Source organism: Pseudomonas avellanae BPIC 631 (assembly GCF_000444135.1).
In the GTDB taxonomy this organism is placed as follows: Bacteria; Pseudomonadota; Gammaproteobacteria; order Pseudomonadales; family Pseudomonadaceae; genus Aquipseudomonas; species Aquipseudomonas avellanae.
Window position 1 is genome coordinate 1 of sequence record NZ_ATDK01000426.1, and the last position, 3252, is coordinate 3252.

At 61.0% G+C, this 3252-nt stretch carries 1 protein-coding gene; it reads right to left on the reverse strand.

What is annotated here, in order from left to right; genetic code table 11:
- Positions 1 to 190: 190 nt before the first annotated feature.
- Positions 191 to 3037 carry an RNA polymerase-associated protein RapA gene (gene rapA / locus DW49_RS0123495; RefSeq protein WP_005619958.1) on the reverse strand — a complete coding sequence of 949 codons (2847 nt, stop codon included), beginning with the start codon at positions 3035 to 3037 and terminating at the stop codon, positions 191 to 193.
- Between the last annotated feature and the right edge of the window lie 215 nt (positions 3038 to 3252).

Genomic DNA, 3252 nt, shown 5'->3' on the forward strand with positions numbered 1-3252 from the left:
ACCCGACGAAGTCGGGCCGGAAACGGAGCCAGGGGTTTTGCCTACTTTGGCCCCATCAAAGTAGGTCGCCGAGGGGCGAAAAGGTGACTCGAGCCGTGAACAAGCATCTCTGCCATCGCAGATCGCTGTGACGCGGAGCGTCACGAAATGCATCCCCACGCGGAGCATGGGGAGGAGAGTCAGCGCGGCTTCAACCCGCGACCAGCACCCGAATCGCCTCAAGGCGCAGCGCGGCTTTTTCAAGCATCGCCAGACCTTGTTCGCGCTGAGCGCGCAAAGCAACCAGTTCGCTGTCACGCACGGTAGGGTTGACCGCCTGCAAGGCTGTCAGACGGGCCAACTCTTCTTCGGTGTCGGCTGCCAGACGGCGTTGTGCTTCGGCCACGCGTTCAGCGTGCTTAGGCGTGATTTTCTCCTCGCCTGCGTTGATCCTAGGGGTCAACTGATCACGCTGCGCCTGGATGAACTTGTTGGCGCTGGCGCGGGGCACACTTTCAAGCTGATCGTTCAGGGTATTGAACGAGACACGGCTCGACAGATCGTTGCCATTGGCGTCGAGCAGGCAGCGCAGTGCAGCAGGCGGCAGGTAGCGTCCCAGTTGCAATGAGCGCGGCGCGACCACTTCACTGACGTAAATCAGCTCCAGCAGCACAGTGCCCGGTTTGAGCGCCTTGTTCTTGATCAGTGCCACGGCCGTGTTGCCCATCGAACCGGACAGCACCAGGTCCATGCCGCCCTGAACCATCGGGTGCTCCCAGGTGATGAACTGCATGTCTTCACGAGACAGCGCCTGATTACGGTCGTACGTGATGGTCACGCCTTCGTCGTCGCCCAGCGGGAAGCTGGCGTCGAGCATCTTCTCGCTCGGCTTGAGGATCAGGGCATTTTCCGAGTGGTCTTCGCTGTCGATGCCAAAGGCGTCGAACAGGGTTTCCATGTAGATCGGCAGGCTGAACTGATCGTCCTGCTCGAGAATATCCTCAACCAGCGCCTCACCTTCGCCAGCACCACCGGAGTTGAGCTCCAGCAGCCGGTCACGGCCGGTGTGCAGCTCGCTCTCCAGACGCTCGCGCTCGCTGCGGGCCTCATCGATCAGGCTCTGCCACTCATCGTCGTCACCGCTTTCCAGCAAGGGCAACAGGCGCGGTCCGAACTGATGTTGCAGCGCGTTACCGGTCGGGCAGGTGTTGAGGAACGCATTGAGCGCTTCGTGATACCACTGGAACAGACGCGCTTGCGGGCTGGTCTCCAGGAATGGCACATGCAGCTCGATGGTGTGTTTCTGGCCGATCCGGTCCAGACGCCCGATACGCTGTTCCAGCAGGTCCGGGTGCGACGGCAGGTCGAACAGGACCAGATGGTGGGAAAACTGGAAGTTGCGACCTTCACTGCCGATTTCCGAACAGATCAGTACCTGAGCGCCAAACTCCTCGTCCGCAAAGTAGGCTGCGGCGCGGTCGCGCTCAAGGATATTCATGCCTTCGTGGAACACCGTGGCCGGAATACCGGAGCGCACGCGCAGCGCGTCTTCCAGGTCCATGGCAGTTTCAGCGTGAGCACAGATGACCAACACCTTGACGCGCTTGAGCATCTTGAGCGTGTCGATCAGCCATTCAACGCGAGGGTCAAAGCGCCACCAACGCTCTTCTTCACTGGCATCCGACTGCGACTGGAAACTCACTTCGGGGTAAAGGTCGGCGTGCTCGCCCACGGGTAACTCAAGGTATTCAACCGGGCAGGGCAGCGGGTATTGATGCAGCTTGCGCTCCGGGAAACCCTGCACGGCGGCGCGGGTGTTGCGAAACAGCACGCGGCCGGTGCCGTGACGGTCCAGCAGTTCACGAATCAGACGTGCCTTGGCTTCGTCGTCGCCGGCATTGACCGCCGCGAGCAAGGTGTCGCCCTCGGCACCGAGGAAGCCGTGGATGGTCTTCTGTGCGGCAGCGGACAGCTTGCCCTTGTCGAGCAGTTCCTGAACGGCCTGCGCCACCGGGCGATAGTTTTCGCTCTCGGCGCGGAAGGCTTTCAGGTCGTGGAAACGGTTCGGGTCAAGCAGGCGCAGACGGGCGAAGTGGCTGTCCTGGCCCAGTTGCTCCGGTGTTGCGGTCAGCAGCAGTACGCCGGCAATGACTTCGGCCAGTTGCTCGACCAGCGAGTATTCACGGCTGGCCTTTTCTTCGTGCCAGACCAGGTGGTGCGCTTCGTCGACCACCATCAGGTCCCAGCCCGCTGCGAACAGGGCGTCCTGCGCTTTTTCGTCTTCGACCAGCCATTCCAGCGCAACCAGCGCCAGTTGGGTGTCTTCAAACGGGTTGCCGGCATCGCTTTCCATGAAGCGTTCGGCGTCGAACAGCGCAACCTGCAGGTTGAAGCGGCGGCGCATCTCCACCAGCCACTGGTGCTGGAGGTTTTCCGGAACCAGGATCAGCACGCGGTTGGCGCGCCCCGACAGCAACTGGCGATGAATCACCAGGCCGGCTTCGATGGTCTTGCCCAGGCCCACTTCGTCGGCCAGCAATACGCGTGGCGCAATACGGTCGGCGACTTCCCGGGCGATGTGCAATTGGTGTGCAATAGGCTGCGCACGCACGCCGCCCAGGCCCCAGAGCGAGGACTGCAACTGACGGCTGGTGTGCTCAAGCGTGTTGTAGCGCAGCGAAAACCATGAAAGCTGGTCGATCTGGCCCGCGAACAGACGGTCGGTCGCCAGGCGGAACTGGATGAAGTTCGACAGCTGGGTTTCCGGCAGCGTGACCACTTCGTTCTGCGCGTTCAGGCCGTGGTAGACCAGCAGGCCGTCGACGTCGTCGACTTCGCGAACGGTCATCTTCCAGTTTTCGAAGTGCGTGATCACGTCGCCCGGCGAGAAGCGCACGCGGGTCAGCGGCGCATTACGCAGTGCGTACTGGCGTGTCTCGCCAGTGGCCGGATAGAGCACGGTCAACAAGCGGCCGTCCTGTGCCAGAACGGTGCCTAAACCCAGCTCGGCTTCGCTGTCACTAATCCAGCGTTGCCCCGGTTGATACTGCTGCGCCATGCTGCCTGTCTCCCGCTTGAAAAAGCTGACTATGTTAACGGAACGCGCACCGAAGACCAAAGGTGACGTGAAAAAACTCGCCGTCTGGGCGTGCGACGCATCAAATTTTTAGTTCCATGACACTAATTTCCCTAGGGTCTGTTCCCGTTTCACATTGGTAGCCACAGAAAAGCGCAGGCCATTGCTATGACGCTTTCATAGTTTCTCTTGAGTTT

What these genes read in the sequence shown, in the direction of transcription:
- rapA (WP_005619958.1), bottom strand. Translation starts at nt 3,037, where the DNA reads ATGGCGCAGCAGTATCAACCGGGGCAACGCTGGATTAGTGACAGCGAA.